The organism is Spiroplasma endosymbiont of Zeiraphera isertana, from assembly GCF_964030805.1.
Lineage (GTDB): Bacteria > Bacillota_I > Bacilli_A > Mycoplasmatales > VBWQ01 > Spiroplasma_E.
Map to the genome: position 1 here is coordinate 66,797 of NZ_OZ034965.1, position 15,683 is coordinate 82,479.

At 24.8% G+C, this 15,683-nt stretch carries 21 protein-coding genes and 4 pseudogenes; 7 read left to right on the forward strand and 18 right to left on the reverse strand.

Translation table 4 applies throughout. The annotated features are described in order from the left end of the window. The first annotated feature begins 38 nt into the window (after positions 1–38). Positions 39–404: a transposase family protein gene (locus AAHM78_RS00425; protein WP_342254953.1), complete on the forward strand. Its 366-nt coding sequence runs from the start codon at positions 39–41 to the stop codon at positions 402–404. Positions 405–406: 2 nt separating this feature from the next. Here the strand turns inward: AAHM78_RS00425 and AAHM78_RS00430 are convergent. After that, a pseudogene (locus AAHM78_RS00430) lies at positions 407–580 on the reverse strand (helix-turn-helix domain-containing protein); the annotation flags it as partial. 241 nt (positions 581–821) lie between these two features. Between AAHM78_RS00430 and AAHM78_RS00435 the strand changes: the two are divergent. Beyond that, positions 822–1,178, forward strand: a complete 357-nt coding sequence (locus AAHM78_RS00435; RefSeq protein WP_342253980.1) for a hypothetical protein — start codon at positions 822–824, stop codon at positions 1,176–1,178. Between the two features lie 60 nt (positions 1,179–1,238). Beyond that, positions 1,239–1,340 (forward strand): annotated as a pseudogene (locus tag AAHM78_RS16525) (helix-turn-helix domain-containing protein); the annotation flags it as partial. Between the two features lie 14 nt (positions 1,341–1,354). Here the strand turns inward: AAHM78_RS16525 and AAHM78_RS16530 are convergent. The 3 genes from AAHM78_RS16530 to AAHM78_RS00445 all read right to left on the reverse strand — a co-directional run bounded on the left by AAHM78_RS16530 (position 1,355) and on the right by AAHM78_RS00445 (position 3,196). Further along, positions 1,355–1,729, reverse strand: coding sequence for a transposase family protein (locus AAHM78_RS16530; protein WP_425289772.1), 375 nt, complete (start codon positions 1,727–1,729; stop codon positions 1,355–1,357). 50 nt (positions 1,730–1,779) lie between these two features. Continuing rightward, positions 1,780–2,100, reverse strand: a complete 321-nt coding sequence (locus AAHM78_RS16535) for a transposase family protein (protein ID WP_342253107.1) — start codon at positions 2,098–2,100, stop codon at positions 1,780–1,782. A gap of 136 nt (positions 2,101–2,236) precedes the next feature. Then, the gene (locus AAHM78_RS00445) at positions 2,237–3,196 is read right to left on the reverse strand and encodes an IS1595 family transposase (RefSeq protein ID WP_342253750.1); all 960 of its coding nucleotides are present in this window, start codon (positions 3,194–3,196) and stop codon (positions 2,237–2,239) included. 486 nt (positions 3,197–3,682) lie between these two features. On the opposite strand from AAHM78_RS00445, the gene AAHM78_RS00450 reads away from it, so the two are divergent. Together AAHM78_RS00450 and AAHM78_RS00455 are read left to right on the forward strand one after the other, a co-directional pair. Continuing rightward, positions 3,683–3,916 (forward strand): hypothetical protein, encoded by a 234-nt coding sequence (locus tag AAHM78_RS00450; protein ID WP_342253981.1) that lies wholly within the window; start codon positions 3,683–3,685, stop codon positions 3,914–3,916. A gap of 162 nt (positions 3,917–4,078) precedes the next feature. Further along, the gene (locus AAHM78_RS00455) at positions 4,079–4,351 is read left to right on the forward strand and encodes an IS1/IS1595 family N-terminal zinc-binding domain-containing protein (protein ID WP_342252841.1); all 273 of its coding nucleotides are present in this window, start codon (positions 4,079–4,081) and stop codon (positions 4,349–4,351) included. A gap of 13 nt (positions 4,352–4,364) precedes the next feature. Here the strand turns inward: AAHM78_RS00455 and AAHM78_RS00460 are convergent, their stop codons facing one another. The 5 genes from AAHM78_RS00460 to AAHM78_RS00480 all read right to left on the reverse strand — a co-directional run bounded on the left by AAHM78_RS00460 (position 4,365) and on the right by AAHM78_RS00480 (position 7,084). Then, complete coding sequence (locus AAHM78_RS00460) at positions 4,365–4,739, reverse strand: transposase family protein (RefSeq protein WP_342254954.1); 375 nt, start codon at positions 4,737–4,739, stop codon at positions 4,365–4,367. A gap of 150 nt (positions 4,740–4,889) precedes the next feature. Continuing rightward, positions 4,890–5,606 (reverse strand): IS1595 family transposase, encoded by a 717-nt coding sequence (locus tag AAHM78_RS00465; protein ID WP_342253982.1) that lies wholly within the window; start codon positions 5,604–5,606, stop codon positions 4,890–4,892. Positions 5,607–5,724: 118 nt separating this feature from the next. Beyond that, the gene (locus AAHM78_RS00470) at positions 5,725–5,976 is read right to left on the reverse strand and encodes a transposase family protein (protein ID WP_342253983.1); all 252 of its coding nucleotides are present in this window, start codon (positions 5,974–5,976) and stop codon (positions 5,725–5,727) included. A gap of 162 nt (positions 5,977–6,138) precedes the next feature. After that, positions 6,139–6,876, reverse strand: coding sequence for an IS1595 family transposase (locus tag AAHM78_RS00475; protein WP_342254955.1), 738 nt, complete (start codon positions 6,874–6,876; stop codon positions 6,139–6,141). Then, positions 6,800–7,084: a hypothetical protein gene (locus AAHM78_RS00480; protein WP_342253984.1), complete on the reverse strand. Its 285-nt coding sequence runs from the start codon at positions 7,082–7,084 to the stop codon at positions 6,800–6,802. The genes AAHM78_RS00475 and AAHM78_RS00480 overlap by 77 nt, the downstream gene beginning before the upstream one ends. A 56-nt stretch (positions 7,085–7,140) precedes the next feature. On the opposite strand from AAHM78_RS00480, the gene AAHM78_RS00485 reads away from it, so the two are divergent. Then, complete coding sequence (locus AAHM78_RS00485; protein WP_425289748.1) at positions 7,141–7,248, forward strand: IS3 family transposase; 108 nt, start codon at positions 7,141–7,143, stop codon at positions 7,246–7,248. 67 nt (positions 7,249–7,315) lie between these two features. Here the strand turns inward: AAHM78_RS00485 and AAHM78_RS00490 are convergent, their stop codons facing one another. From AAHM78_RS00490 to AAHM78_RS00500, 3 genes are all read right to left on the reverse strand, one after another. Then, positions 7,316–7,810, reverse strand: coding sequence for a hypothetical protein (locus AAHM78_RS00490; protein WP_342253985.1), 495 nt, complete (start codon positions 7,808–7,810; stop codon positions 7,316–7,318). A gap of 110 nt (positions 7,811–7,920) precedes the next feature. After that, a complete protein-coding gene (locus AAHM78_RS00495) occupies positions 7,921–8,622 on the reverse strand; it encodes a hypothetical protein (protein WP_342253986.1) in 702 nt (233 codons plus the stop codon). 217 nt (positions 8,623–8,839) lie between these two features. Continuing rightward, positions 8,840–9,289, reverse strand: coding sequence for a hypothetical protein (locus AAHM78_RS00500; RefSeq protein WP_342253987.1), 450 nt, complete (start codon positions 9,287–9,289; stop codon positions 8,840–8,842). 65 nt (positions 9,290–9,354) lie between these two features. Here AAHM78_RS00500 and AAHM78_RS00505 point away from each other — a divergent pair, with 65 nt between their 5' ends. Beyond that, complete coding sequence (locus AAHM78_RS00505) at positions 9,355–10,314, forward strand: IS1595 family transposase (protein WP_342253988.1); 960 nt, start codon at positions 9,355–9,357, stop codon at positions 10,312–10,314. A 320-nt stretch (positions 10,315–10,634) separates the two neighbouring features. On the opposite strand, the gene secA is transcribed toward AAHM78_RS00505, so the two are convergent. From secA to AAHM78_RS00535, 6 genes and pseudogenes are all read right to left on the reverse strand, one after another. Further along, complete coding sequence (gene secA, locus AAHM78_RS00510; protein ID WP_342253989.1) at positions 10,635–13,019, reverse strand: preprotein translocase subunit SecA; 2,385 nt, start codon at positions 13,017–13,019, stop codon at positions 10,635–10,637. 130 nt (positions 13,020–13,149) lie between these two features. Next, positions 13,150–13,968, reverse strand: a pseudogene (locus AAHM78_RS00515) (IS30 family transposase); the annotation flags it as partial. A gap of 16 nt (positions 13,969–13,984) precedes the next feature. After that, on the reverse strand, positions 13,985–14,194 hold the full coding sequence (locus AAHM78_RS00520; protein WP_342252825.1) for a transposase family protein: 210 nt from the start codon (positions 14,192–14,194) through the stop codon (positions 13,985–13,987). Between the two features lie 215 nt (positions 14,195–14,409). Next, positions 14,410–14,643, reverse strand: coding sequence for a transposase family protein (locus AAHM78_RS00525; protein ID WP_342253991.1), 234 nt, complete (start codon positions 14,641–14,643; stop codon positions 14,410–14,412). A gap of 17 nt (positions 14,644–14,660) precedes the next feature. After that, positions 14,661–14,801 (reverse strand): hypothetical protein, encoded by a 141-nt coding sequence (locus AAHM78_RS00530; RefSeq protein WP_342252928.1) that lies wholly within the window; start codon positions 14,799–14,801, stop codon positions 14,661–14,663. 50 nt (positions 14,802–14,851) lie between these two features. Then, a pseudogene (locus tag AAHM78_RS00535) lies at positions 14,852–14,998 on the reverse strand (helix-turn-helix domain-containing protein); the annotation flags it as partial. Between the last annotated feature and the right edge of the window lie 685 nt (positions 14,999–15,683).

Below are 15,683 nucleotides of genomic sequence, written 5' to 3' on the forward strand. Positions count from 1 at the left end.
AGAAACATCATTCTCTCAAATCCCAAATAATTATTGATATTTCCAATGGAAAAATTATTTCAACTGCTTTTTGTTTTGGAAGCATTCATGATTTTAAATTGCTTCTAAAATCTAAAACTTTTATTCATCCAGAAAAACCAGTTTTTGTTGATTCGGGTTATCAAGGTATACAAAATATTCATAAAAATACATTTTTGCCATTTAAAAAAAGTAAATACAATCAATTAACACCAATTCAAAAAGAATACAATAAAACTTTAAGTAAAATTAGAATTAAAATTGAACACGTATTTGCTAAACTAAAACGTTTTAAAATTTTAAGTTTAAAATATCGCAATAAAATACGAAGATTTGCATTAAGATTTAATTTAATAGCAGGAATATATAATTTGGAATTACCTTAGTTTTGCACCAAGTCTAATATTTCTAATGGCAATAAGTTTTTATTTAATAATCTACAAACTCTATGTACAGTTGATTTACTATAATCAACAATTTTTGCTATTTGACGAATCGAAAATCCATAATTTTTATATTCTTTTATTGCTATTATTGATTCAATACTCAGATACTTATACATTGCGCTAATTCCTTTCTTTTCTTAATTATAGAACTAACACAATTTAATTTTTATATAAGTGTCCTTTTTAACTTTACAATTAAAGTAATAATAAAATTAGGAAATTATCCCCACATGTACTAGTGTGGAGGAAAAAATGAATTGAAATGAATTCAATAGCATATTTCAAACCGAAAACGATTGTTTGAAATATATAGCGAAGTTGAAAATAATGAAATGCATCAGGTGTGCTTCTTCTAGTTTGAATACTTCTGATTTGAGAAGAATACGATGTTTGAACTGTAACCAAACATTTAGTATTCTTTATGGAACCATTTTTTATAAGTCACAGACCCAAATGACATCTTGGTTTTATCTCATCTTTAGATGAATAAACACAAAGCATGGCATACCAGCAACCGATGTTGCAAGGGAATTGGGTGTGACCTATAAAACAGCTTGAAGAATGTGTCATGAAATCAGGACTAGAATTGGAAATCAAGATGCAGGTTTCATTGTTGATGGCACAGCACAGATGGATGAAATGTATCTTTCACATTTAGGTTTCTTTAATTGTAAAATTAAAAAGGACACTTATATAAAAATTAAATTGTGTTAGTTCTATAATTAAGAAAAGAAAGGAATTAGCGCAATGTATAAGTATCTGAGTATTTAATCAATAATAGCAATAAAAGAATATAAAAATTATGGATTTTCGATTCGTAAAATAGCAAAAATTGTTGATTATAGTAAATCAACTGTACATAGAGTTTGTAGATTAGACTTGGTGCAAAACTAAGGTAATTCAAAATTATATATTCCTGCTATTAAATTAAATCTTAATGCAAATCTTCGTATTTTATTGCGATATTTTAAACTTAAAATTTTAAAACGTTTTAGTTTAGCAAATACGTGTTCAATTTTAATTCTAATTTTACTTAAAGTTTTATTGTATTCTTTTTGAATTGGTGTTAATTGATTGTATTTACTTTTTTTAAATGGCAAAAATGTATTTTTATGAATATTTTGTATACCTTGATAACCCGAATCAACAAAAACCGGTTTTTCTGGATGAATAAAAGTTTTAGATTTTAGAAGCAATTTAAAATCATGAATGCTTCCAAAACAAAAAGCAGTTGAAATAATTTTTCCATTGGAAATATCAATAATTATTTGGGATTTGAGAGAATGATGTTTCTTTTTACCTGAAAAAAGTAATTTTAGTTTTTTTTAATTCTTTCAATTGGAGTTTCAGTAGCATCAATAGCTAACAAATTATTATTAGTACCTTTATTTTTTGTTAAATCTTTTTTTCCAGGTAAATTAAAAATTCCGCTTTTTATTAAAATATTTTCAATTCAAAAAATATTACGAATGCAACTAGTATGACTAATATTATATCTTTTTGCAATAACTCTATAACTACTATAGTCTTTTCAATATTCTAAAGTCATTAATAAACGCTCTTCAATTACAATTTTATTTTTTCTACCACCATAATATTTTTGTTTAGACTCAGCAATTTTTAAAATTTCAAGCATTTTATAAAATGTTTGTGGCTTTATGCCGACTAAACTATAAAATTCTTTTAATTTTCAAAAAAACTCTTGATGAAATAAAAAAAATCATCAACCCGGCCTAAAATTTGATTTTATTTAATTTTGGGATTTATTTTTTTTACAAACCGAAATATAATGCTTCAGATTTTGCATAAGGTGATATTTTATAATGTTGGTATTTAAATTTTCATAAATTGAGGTAATTTTGAATATTGGTAAATCCAATGCCATGATAATGAGTAATAAATTCTTTTAAACTTGATTGTATTTTACTGATATTACTTAAATTTTTATAATTTAATTCTTTATTTTCTTTTGATTTAAATTTCTTGAGAGTACATTTTGTTTGTTTAGCTACTGTATCATATAGTATTTGCATATCACAAACTATAATTGATTTTTCTTCGATAAGCTTAGATGTTAAATTTTCTTGTACTCATTTTTTTGTTAATCTTTTAGTATTTGTTGTTTGAGCATAAATATTTTTATTTTCATCAATTGCCATTTCAATACAACAGTTTAAATCTTTAGCATTTTCTTCAATTCATTTTTTTCTTGGATCATCTGGATTTTTGAAATTTCCTTTATGAATTTCTTTGATAAAAGTTTCATCAATTTCAATTCTACCTTTTAATTTTGTGAATGGTTTTTGTGTTTTTGCTAATTGTGATGATTTCATAAATTTTTGTCGATTAAATCATGCTGATGTTTTTGAAATTTTAGCAAATTGAGAAATAGTATAAGCAGATTGACCTAACAATGACAATCAAATTATTCAATCTCATTGTTCATGAGATAAATGACTTCAATGTAAAAAATGATTTCTTAAAGCATCAAAGCTACTTTTACAATCTTTGCATAAATATTTTTGCTTATTATTCTTAAAACCATTTTTTACACATCAATAAGATTTACAATTTGGACATTGAATTCCTTTTTCTTTAAATTTTTTATCAATTGCATCTAATTTTTCTTTTTTCTCAATTTGTTTAATTCTATTTTTAAAATGTCTAATAATTTTTATAAATTCTTCATCTTTTTTGTTTTTTAAAACATCAATTAATTCATTATTAGTCACAAAAAATCACCCCTGATATAAAAATATTACTTTTAATTTAAAATTAAAAGTAATATCAAGATTTTTTGTGAAAATTAAAATAAAATTCTTGATCATCTTTATATTTTTTCAACATAATAACTATCACCTTTAATATTAATAATAATCGTTAAATTGTTAAAATTAAAGGTTTTGCACCAAGTCTAATGAATAAAACAGATCGTATTATTATTAACAGTAAGATTAATAATGTAATAAATGAAGAAAAAAAGCAATAAAATTATTAATTAAAAATGGTGCAAATAAAATTATTATTAGTGATGTTCCTGACTTAACATTAACACCAAAAATTAAAAAGATATTACATAATAATCAACAAAAAATACAAATAGCACGTAAAACATGTATTGAATATCAAAAACAATGAAAAAAATGATATTAGAAATGAAAATAATTTATAAAAATATTATTACACCTTTTTTTCTGTCAAGAGAATTAGCAACTGATATGAATAATTTTAAAAATAAAATTCCAGATGGAATTGTTGAAACTAGTGCTACAATTTGTAAAATGATGTCTAAAGAAACAAAATATTCTTATAAACCAGTTTTTAATTCTGGAGTTAATGAAAGTAATTTAAATAAATATTTTTATTTTGATGAGTTTCATCCAAGTATGTGATTTCATCAACAAATGGCAAATAGTATTATTAATTTAATAGACTTGGTGCAAAACCTTTAATTTTAACAATTTAACGATTATTATTAATATTAAAGGTGATAGTTATTATGTTGAAAAAATATAAAGATGATCAAAAATTTTATTTTAATTTTCACAAAAAATCTTGATATTACTTTTAATTGAAAATTAAAAGTAATATTTTTATATCAGGGGTGATTTTTTGTGACTAATAATGAATTAATTGATGTTTTAAAAAACAAAAAAGATGAAGAATTTATAAAAATTATTAGACATTTTAAAAATAGAATTAAACAAATTGAGAAAAAAGAAAAATTAGATGCAATTGATAAAAAATTTAAAGAAAAAGGAATTCAATGTCCAAATTGTAAATCTTATTGATGTGTAAAAAATGGTTTTAAGAATAATAAGCAAAAATATTTATGCAAAGATTGTAAAAGTAGCTTTGATGCTTTAAGAAATCATTTTTTACATTAGACTTGGTGCAAAACTAAGGTAATTCAAAATTATATATTCCTGTTATTAAATTAAATCTTAATGCAAATCTTCGTATTTTATTGCGATATTTTAAACTTAAAATTTTAAAACGTTTTAGTTTAGCAAATACGTGTTCAATTTTAATTCTAATTTTACTTAAAGTTTTATTGTATTCTTTTTGAATTGGTGTTAATTGATTGTATTTACTTTTTTTAAATGGCAAAAATGTATTTTTATGAATATTTTGTATACCTTGATAACCTGAATCAACAAAAACTTGTTTTTCTGGATGAATAAAAGTTTTAGATTTTAGAAGCAATTTAAAATCATGAATGCTTCCAAAACAAAAAGCAGTTGAAATAATTTTTCCATTGGAAATATCAATAATTATTTGGGATTTGAGAGAATGATGTTTCTTTTTACCTGAAAAAAGTAATTTTAGTTTTTTTTAAGGCTTTTATCCCTTTATGTACTATTTTTAAATTTTATCACATAAACGGAGATAAAAGCCTACCTAGGAAATTATCCCCGCATGTATTTAAATCAAACACAAAATTACAGTTTCAAAACTAGGTATGTTATTGAATTTATATGCTGATTCTTTTGCATATAAATGAATATTGTGCTTTGAAACTCTTATGTGTGTTCGGAAAGTTCGTCGTATGTGCTTTCATGCTGATTCAATCTGGTTTGTGTTTACACCTGTTGGTGACACATACCCAACTTCATGATTTACGATTTCATGTTCGGGATAGAAGTTTTTGAAACTTACATATCCCTTCCAAGAATCCGTAAATAGACAGCACTCAGTAAAAATGTGTTTCAATGCAAATCTTAAAAGGTTTTTTTCATCTGCATTTTTCAGCACCTTCACAATTAGTTTGTTGCTGGTTTTCTCATAAACTCCAACAATCAAAGTTTTATTCAACAAGGATCTTCCTTGTTTTTTAAAACCTAAATGTGAAAGATACATTTCATCCATCTGTGCTGTGCCATCAACAATGAAAACTGCATCTTGATTTCCAATTCTAGTCCTGATTTCATGACACATTCTTCAATCTGTTTTATAGGTCACACCCAATTCCCTTGCAACATCGGTTGCTGGTATGCCATGCTTTGTGTTTATTCATCTAAAGATGAGATAAAACCAAGATGTCATTTGGGTCTGTGACTTATAAAAAATGGTTCCATAAAGAATACTAAATGTTTGGTTACAGTTCAAACATCGTATTCTTCTCAAATCAGAAGTATTCAAACTAGAAGAAGCACACCTGATGCATTTCATTATTTTCAACTTCGCTATATATTTCAAACAATCGTTTTCAGTTTGAAATATGCTATTGAATTCATTTCAATTCATTTTTTCCTCCACACTAGTACATGTGGGGATAATTTCCTTTTTTAATTCTTTCAATTGGAGTTTCAGTGGCATCAATAGCTAACAAATTATTATTAGTACCTTTATTTTTTGTTAAATCTTTTTTTCAAGGTAAATTAAAAATTCCGCTTTTTATTAAAATATTTTCAATTCAAAAAATATTACGAATGCAACTAGTATGACTAATATTATATCTTTTTGCAATAACTCTATAACTACTATAGTCTTTTCAATATTCTAAAGTCATTAATAAACGATCTTCAATTACAATTTTATTTTTTCTACCACCATAATATTTTTGTTTAGACTCAGCAATTTTTAAAATGGCTTTTCTCCCTTTATGTACTATTTTTAAATTTTATCACATAAATGCTGAGAAAAGCCTATCTACGGACTTCTCCCCACATTTTTAAATCAAACATAACATTACAGTTTCAAAACCAGGTATATTGTTGAATTTATATGCCGATTCTTTTGCGTATAAATGAACATGATGTTTTTCAACTTTGATATGTGTTTTAAATGTTCGTCTGATGTGCTTTCATGCCGATTCAATCTGGTTTATGTTTACACCAGTTTTTGAAACATAGCCATCTTGATGGTTAACTGTTTCATGCTTAGTGAAAACTGATTTAAAATGGCGATATCCTTTTCAAGAATCAGTATGTACATCACACTTTGAAGAAATGTGGTTTCTTGCAAATTGCAAAAGATTTTTTTGATTTGCATTTTTAAACACTTTCACAATTAAATTATTGGTTGTTTTTTCATAAATCCCAACAATCAAAGTTTTATTTTTTAAGGATCTTCCTTGTTTTTTAAAACCCATATGTGAAAGATACATTTCATCCATTTGCACTATGCCCTCAACAATGAATTGAGGTTCTTGTTTTGCAATTGCACTTCGGATTTTATGACCCATTCTTCAAGCAGTTTTCAAAGTTACTCCCAATTCTTTTGCAACATCAGTTGATGGAATTCCATGTTTGGTGTTTATTCATCTAAAGATGAGATAAAACCAAGATGTCAAAGGTGTTTGTGACTTGTAAAAAATGGTGTCATGAAGAATACTAAATGTTTGATGACATTTCAAACATCTTATTCTTCTTAAATCAGAAGTATTCAAATTTGTTCAAGAACACCTCATACATTTGTTTTCCTTCAAACTTGCTATATATTTCAAACAATCTTTTTCTGTTTGAAATATATTGTTGAACTCATTCAATTTCATTGTTTCCTCCACAAGTACATGTGGGGAGAAGTCCGTTTAAAATTTCAAGCATTTTATAAAATGTTTGTGGCTTTATGCCGACTAAACTATAAAATTCTTGATCATCTTTATATTTTTTCAACATAATAACTATCACCTTTAATATTAATAATAATCGTTAAATTGTTAAAATTAAAGGTTTTGCACCAAGTCTATTATATCAATTGATATAACAACATACGAATTCATAGCACTTTAAACTACCTAACTCCAGTTAATTATCAAAAACAAATGTCTACCAAAAAATAGTCCTAAAAAAGGTTGCCATTCCAAGAAAATAACCAAATAATCACTAGTTAAATTTTTATTTTTATATTTAAAAAGCGAATTTGCTTGTAAGCATTAAAGTTCAATCGCTACTAAAATAAGCAATATTTTTTAATTCTTTGATTTCTAATTCTTCTTTTTTCCAGTTTTTTTTGATATTGATTAAATTTATGATTGATAGTGGAATAGTTATAATACAAACCATCATTATTACAGAACTATATATTGCTCATAGCATAAATCATTTTTCTGTTTTTATCATTTGTGGTGTTTCTTGAATTTCTATAATATCATTTTTGTTTTTTTGTTTTTTTAGTAGTAACAAAATACTAATGATTCCCAAAGGATTTAATGCTAAAAAATATAAAAATAATCATAAAAATCGATTATTTTTTTGTTGAATTTCATTACTATTAACTACCAAAATACTTAAACTATATGAAATAAAAACTGATTGAAAAATAAAAATAATTAATCTGTAAACACTATTATCAATGTTCCATTTGTTTAGTAGTGCAAAAATTAAAAGTATAAATAAACACAAAAAGGTTATAATGCCACTAGTAGAATACACAACAGATATTTTCATTATATTTTTTCAACACGGATCATTTTTAAAATATTTTAATAGACTTTTAAACACTTAAATCACCCTTAATTACTTCCAAAACCTACTGGTACAGGAATCATTGCAAAATAAGCAACTCATGCTCTTAAACCTTTATCGTAAGCTTTTAATCCAGCAATATTAGCTGTAACTCAACCAGCAATAACTAATGCAAATGGACCTAAATAAGGCGCAGCTTCTATGATTTGTTCAGCAATTTCTGTAACTGTTGTTCCACCCTCAGTAATTGATTCAATAGCACTAGAAGATAAGTGTAATCGTCAATATCCAAATCAAGATACATATGATTCAATTCATCAATCACTGCCATATTTGTATTTTCTATTGTTTAATAGTGGAGAATTAAAATGTGCTTTTCCTTGTGTATCAAAAATTATCATTTTATTTTTATAATATCAGTTTAAAACTCGTAAATATTCATCACTAGTAATAATTTGATAAATTTTTAAATCTCATATTTTTTGATTTAATTTTGATTTATCAAAAGTTACTACATCATTTTTTAAACCCATAGCACTTAGTAAGTTTTCTTTTAATTCTTTGATTTCTTGTACAGTTTTAGTTTTAAAATATTTTTCTATATATTCAAAATCTTCTGGTGTTGGTGTTCATTTTTGTAAATTGTTTTCATTATTAATTTTAGTATTTACTGTTGTTAAACTACTAATTTGTGGAGTTGTGCCTAACAGTGTTGCTAAAACAAAACCACTTGCAATAAGTTTTTTCACAATATTTTCTCCTTTGATTTTATTTTGGATAACTCTAAAATCTTAGTTTAATATTACAACTTTGTAAAAGTTAAAGAAAAAATATGATTTTCAATTGTTATTTTGTTATATACCTTTATTTAGCGTTTTAAATACTATTTTAGATTTACTTTTTTTTAGAATAGTTAAGTATACATATAATGAAATTCGTTGCTATATGACTATTTAAACGCTTAATTTAGGTATTTATTACAATTTGAATATGTTGTTGTTCTAATTTTCAGTTATATTCTAAAATTTGCTCATATATAAATTTTAACATTTTTTGATTTGGAACAAGTCATAGAACATCAAGTCCATTTCTTAAATAACTTCTTAAACCATCAATTTTATCTTCAAAATTTTCTTTTGATTTGCACGTTCTTTCTAGTTCAATAATCATTTCTTTGTCTTCATAGTGAACTAATAAGTCAGGATATCCTTTTTTAAGATCTCTGTTACCTCATTCATTTTTTTCTAAATAAGCTTCTCGTTTTAATTCTTTTTCAGTTTGATAAGAAAGTATATCATTTTGTTTAACTAGTCACTTGATGAGCATATCTTGGTGTTTTAATTCATTGTAGTTAATTTTGATAGTCTTACTTTTTTTACCAAACTTACAGTTGCCAAGACTTTTTAATTTTCACAAAAAATCTTGATATTACTTTTAATTTTAAATTAAAAGTAATATTTTTATATCGGGGGTGATTTTTTGTGACTAATAATGAATTAGTTGATGTTTTAAAAAACAAAAAAGATGAAGAATTTATAAAAATTATTAGACATTTTAAAAATAGAATTAAACAAATTGAGAAAAAAGAAAAATTAGATGCAATTGATAAAAAATTTAAAGAAAAAGGAATTCAATGTCCAAATTGTAAATCTTATTGATGTGTAAAAAATGGTTTTAAGAATAATAAGCAAAAATATTTATGCAAAGATTGTAAAAGTAGCTTTGATGCTTTAAGAAATCATTTTTTACATTGAAGTCATTTATCTCATGAACAATGAGATTGAATAATTTGATTGTCATTGTTAGGTCAATCTGCTTATACTATTTCTCAATTTGCTAAAATTTCAAAAACATCAGCATGATTTAATCGTCAAAAATTTATGAAATCATCGCAATTAGCAAAAACACAAAAACCATTCACAAAATTAAAAGGTAGAATTGAAATTGATGAAACTTTTATCAAAGAAATTCATAAAGGAAATTTCAAAAATCCAGATGATCCAAGAAAAAAATGAATTGAAGAAAATGCTAAAGATTTAAACTGTTGTATTGAAATGGCAATTGATGAAAATAAAAATATTTATGCTCAAACAACAAATACTAAAAGATTAACAAAAAAATGAGTACAAGAAAATTTAACATCTAAGCTTATCGAAGAAAAATCAATTATAGTTTGTGATATGCAAATACTATATGATACAGTAGCTAAACAAACAAAATGCACTCTCAAGAAATTTAAATCAAAAGAAAATAAAGAATTAAATTATAAAAATTTAAGTAATATCAGTAAAATACAATCAAGTTTAAAAGAATTTATTACTCATTATCATGGCATTGGATTTACCAATATTCAAAATTACCTCAATTTATGAAAATTTAAATACCAACATTATAAAATATCACCTTATGCAAAATCTGAAGCATTATATTTCAGTTTGTAAAAAAAATAAATCCCAAAATTAAATAAAATCAAATTTTAGGCCGGGTTGATGATTTTTTTTATTTCATCAAGAGTTTTTTTGAAAATTAAAATATGGAACTAATTATATTAAAAATTTAGTACCCATGAATAATAATAATGCCGTTACTAAAGGTAATAATTTCCCCCATTGAACAACTTCAGTCACTTATGACAGTAAAAAAAATAAAAACATATTTAAAAAGAAGTCATGAAAACATAAAGAAAAAAATCAAATAGAATAAAAAAAACATATTTAAAAAACTAAGTATTTTAATACTTAGTTTTTTAAATAAAGATTAATTATCCAATTTTAGTTTTAGTTTCAACATTACTTGCTAATACTGTATCCAATACATCTTGACCACCACGGACCTGATGTTGTTCTGGATCAATGCTATGTAACATAATAATAACTTGATGAGCAACATTGATTTTCATACGATTAAATAATTTTGAAGCTTCCTCAATATAAGCTTGTAAGGGATTTAACTGCGCATAACCACGCAAATGAATTCCTGCACGCAGTTTACTTAAAGCATCAATGTGATTAGTTCAATATTGATCAAAAGTTTGTAAAACAACACTATTTTCAATTTGTTTTATAATAACATCATTTAATTTTTCTCTTTTTTCAAGATAAAAATTATAAGATTTTTCAACAATTAAATCAATATTTTCTTCAGTACTTAATCGATTTAACTTTTCTGCTATTAAATCATTAGGCTTAATTAATTTATTTTCAATACCTTTAACTAATTCATCATAATCAATAAACTGTTCTCTACCAACAACTTTATTAAAAATATTTAGTAAATCACGTGCTACTGTTCTGTGCATATTTTTGATTAAATCTAATAAATCATCAGCAAGTAAAATATTATCACGTTGATGATATGTAGCTTCACGATGCTGAGCAATAACATTATCATAATCTAATAAGTTTTTTCGTGCATCAAAATTCATACCTTCAATTTTTTGTTGTGCTCTAGTAATTGATCTAGTTAACATTTTTGATCTAATATAGTCTTCACCTAAACTTGCAAAAGCTTTTTTTAATTTTTCACCACCAAAACGTAACATCAAATCATCTTCAATCGAAACATAAAATCGTGAAAATCCAGGATCACCTTGTCTTCCGGCTCTTCCACGTAATTGATTATCAATTCTTCGTGCTTCGTTTCTTTCAGTACCTAATACAGCAAGGCCACCAAGTTCAATAACACCCTTACCAAGTTTAATATCAGTTCCACGTCCTGCCATATTAGTTGCTAAAGTAATTGATCCTTTTTCACCAGCTCTAGCAATAATATCAGCTTCACGAGCATGATTTTTAGCATTTAAAATCTCGTGCTTAATTCCTTCCGAAGTTAACATATTAGCAATTCGTTCTGATACATAAACATTAGCAGTACCAATCAAAATTGGTTGTCCTTTAGTATGTCGTTCTTTAACTTCTGCAATTAAAGATTTAAATTTAGCATTTAATGAAGCAAAAACATGATCGGGTTTATCTTCTCGAATAATTGGTTTATTAGTAGGAATCTTAATTACTCTCATATTATAAATTTTTACAAATTCTTCTTCTTCGGTTTTAGCAGTTCCTGTCATACCACTTAATTTATTATATAAACGGAAAAAGTTTTGATAAGTAATAGTAGCTACTGTTGTTGTTTCTTGTTGAATTGTAACATTTTCTTTAGCCTGTAAAGCTTGATGAAGTCCATCACTATATACTCTACCAGGCATTAATCTACCAGTAAACTGATCAACTAGCACAATTTCACCATCTTTAACAACATATTCTACATCTAATTTGAAAACATGATTAGCACGAAGTGCATTTTGAATATGATGAAATAATTCCGAGTTATCAATATCAAATAAATTTTTTAAATTAAACTGTTTTTGAGCTTTATTAACACCCGTTACTGTTAATGCAATTTGGCGTGATTCTCAATCAATTTTATAATCTTCAGGTATTAAAGTTTTTGCAAAAACATCTGATGCTTGATATAAAGGCGTACGATTTTTTGAACCACCAGAAATAATTAAAGGTGTTCTTGATTCATCAATTAAAACAGAGTCCGCCTCATCAATGATAGCATAATTAAGCTGACGTTGAACTTTTTCTGGATAAACCTTAACCATATTATCACGCAAATAATCAAAGCCTAATTCCGAATTAGTTGTATATGTAACATCTTTTAAATACGCTTCACGTTTTTGATTAGTAGAATGATCACGAAGACTAACACCAATAGTAATTCCCAAAAATTCTAAAATTGGTCGATTTAATTCAGCATCTCTTGCCGCTAAATATTCATTAACAGTAATAACATGAACACCTTTACTACTTAAAGCATTTAGATAAATTGGCATCACGGCAGTTAAAGTTTTTCCTTCACCAGTTCGCATTTCAGCAACATCACCATTATGAAGAACAATGCCACCAATTAATTGAACAGGATATGGATGTAATCCACTAATTCTTCTTGCTGCTTCTCTAATTGTCGCAAAAGCTTCAACTAAAATATCATCTAAAGTCTCACCTTCTGCCAATCTGGTTCTGAATTCAACTGTTTTATTTGCTAATTCTTCATCTTTAATTTTTCTCATTGTTTCATCAAGGCTAATTATTGCCTTAACTTGTTTATTAATTTTTCGTAAAATTTTACGATCTCACATAAAGTAAATCACCATTTTTTTCTTTATTATTACTTATACTTATTATTACTTGTAAAGTAATAAAATCTTTATTATTTTAACATAAAAAAACTTAGAAAACCTGAGTTGTAAATATAAATGGGACAGTTTTTTAAAATAATTGTATTAAATCTATTGGTCTTTTATAAGAGAGCGATTTTCTGGGTGTAGAATTAATTTGAAATGCTATAAAATTTAAATCTTTTTGTTTATATGAAGATAGATCTGTAGATTTTGGTAAATATCTTCTTAAAATACCATTATTATTTTCATTTAAACCCCTTTGGCAAGGTTTACCAGGATCTGCAAAATAAATTTGGACATTACAAATTTTTTCGATTAATCTTCATTTACTAAATTCTTTACCACGATCAAAAGTAATGGTTTTAACTGTTCCTTTTTGTAACTTTGAAATAAATTTTATTATACTTTTCGTAATATTTTCTGATTTATGATTTTTAGTTACTAAAGGAATTGTGGTTTTTGATCATATATCAGCCAAAGTAATAATAGAAATTTTATGATCTTTGCCAATGATAGTATCACCTTCTAAATGACCAAATTCTTGTATATTTTTAATATTAGGAATGATTAAATTTCTTTCATGAATAGACTTACAATTATTAATTTTGCCCCTAGTTTCTTTTTGTTTGTGAGATTTATTTTTGCCTTTTCTCAATAAGTTATTTTCATCAAAACCCATTCGATTTGTTTTAAACATGTTATATAAAGTTTTTGTTGAAATACTTTTTATTTTATTTTCCTTTAAAAAGTTAGCAATTATATCAAGAGCATACTTGTTAGTAATTAACAAATGATTAATACTATTAATTTCTGTTAAAGTTAAAATTATTAATTTTCTGCCTGCATTTTGTTTATTTTTTTGAAATTGATTCAATATTTCTAATGGCAATAAGTTTTTATTTAATAATAGACTTGGTGCAAAACTAAGGTAATTCAAAATTATATATTCCTGCTATTAAATTAAATCTTAATGCAAATCTTCGTATTTTATTGCGATATTTTAAACTTAAAATTTTAAAACGTTTTAGTTTAGCAAATACGTGTTCAATTTTAATTCTAATTTTACTTAAAGTTTTATTGTATTCTTTTTGAATTGGTGTTAATTGATTGTATTTACTTTTTTTAAATGGCAAAAATGTATTTTTATGAATATTTTGTATACCTTGATAACCTTAATAAACAAAAACTTGTTTTTCTGGATGAATAAAAGTTTTAGATTTTAGAAGCAATTTAAAATCATGAATGCTTCCAAAACAAAAAGCAGTTGAAATAATTTTTCCATTGGAAATATCAATAATTATTTGGGATTTGAGAGAATGATGTTTCTTTTTACCTGAAAAAAGTAATTTTAGTTTTTTTTAATTCTTTCAATTGGAGTTTCAGTAGCATCAATAGCTAACAAATTATTATTAGTACCTTTATTTTTTGTTAAATCTTTTTTTCCAGGTAAATTAAAAATTCCGCTTTTTATTAAAATATTTTCAATTCAAAAAATATTACGAATGCAACTAGTATGACTAATATTATATCTTTTTGCAATAACTCTATAACCACTATAGTCTTTTCAATATTCTAAAGTCATTAATAAACGCTCTTCAATTACAATTTTATTTTTTCTACCACCATAATATTTTGTTTAGACTCAGCAATTTTTAAAATTTCAAGCATTTTATAAAATGTTTGTGTCTTTATGCCGACTAAACTATAAAATTCTTGATCATCTTTATATTTTTTCAACATAATAACTATCACCTTTAATATTAATAATAATCGTTAAATTGTTAAAATTAAAGGTTTTGCACCAAGTCTAATCTACAAACTCTATGTACAGTTGATTTACTATAATCAACAATTTTTGCTATTTTACGAATCGAAAATCCATAATTTTTATATTCTTTTATTGCTATTATTGATTCAATACTCAGATACTTATACATTGCGCTAATTCCTTTCTTTTCTTAATTATAGAACTAACACAATTTAATTTTTATATAAGTATCCTTTTTAATTTTACAATTAAAGTATAAAAAACTTTATTATTATATGATTTAATATTACTTTTATTAAAAAATTCCTTGTTAATTTCTGATTTTGTAAGTTCAATAAAATTAATTTTAGATTCTAACATTTTATTTAAACTATTTTCGTTAAAATTATCTTCTTCTTTTTTTAATTTGATTTTTTTTCTAAGTTGATTTTTATTTTTTTTAAAAATATAAAATAAACTAAATATTGAAGTTGTTGTGAAAAAAAACTAATAACTAAAAATCAAATTTTTTTTAAACTTCATTGATTACTTTTTTTTCTAATTTTCTCTTCTACAAAAATTTGATTTTCTTTAATTATTAATGAACTAGTTTTTAGTTTATTAATAATTGGAATTCTTATTACTTTAAAAAATCTACGTTGGTCAGCTCTAAACCATTGAATTTGCATATCTGTAAAAATGGAATTTGTTCCTTTGTAAACGATTGAATTTGTTGGCCTATTAAAGATTGAATCTGTTCCATTGTCAACTCTTGAATCTGCTCTTTTGTAAAGTATGGAATTTGTTGTTCTTGGATAGGTTACACTTTATTGGACACTAATTACGTAGACAAGTGAACAAATTAGTTAAAAGAA